The sequence below is a fragment of the Arthrobacter sp. USHLN218 genome (genome assembly GCF_037144715.1).
Taxonomy (GTDB): domain Bacteria; phylum Actinomycetota; class Actinomycetes; order Actinomycetales; family Micrococcaceae; genus Crystallibacter.
Map to the genome: position 1 here is coordinate 1 of NZ_JBBCYT010000026.1, position 400 is coordinate 400.

Consider the following 400-nt stretch of genomic DNA (forward strand, 5'->3'; position numbering starts at 1 on the left):
GGATGGGGTGCCGGATTGGGCGTTGTCGCCGGCGCAGCGGGCGAAGCGGGAGCAGGCCAGGGAAGCAGCCAAGCCGAAGCCGCCGGCGCTGGTGGAGCACGGGCCGGTGGAGTGGTTCCAGGCCTGGCGGGACATCGCACCGGCGGACCTGGCCGCCGTGCTGGCCCGGCAGGACCCGGCGGGGTTGGCGGACGGGGTGCTGCTGGAGTACCTGGCCGCGGTGGAGAAGGTGACCGCGTCCTGGCAGGGGCTGCGTGTCCGGGGTTTGGGCGAGTTCGCGTCCCGCCGGACCGAGCCCGGGTCCCCGCTGATGGGTGCGGAGGGCTATGACCGGGGCACGGTGCGGGAACTGGCCGCGCACCTGCACCAGTCGCAGAAATCCCTGGTCCCGGAACTGGCC

General features: G+C 74.0%; 1 protein-coding gene. It reads left to right on the forward strand.

All coding sequences use genetic code 11. From position 1 onward, the window contains the following. The coding region (locus WFH44_RS21490; protein WP_336716657.1) for a hypothetical protein at positions 1 to 400 on the forward strand (400 nt) is incomplete at both ends.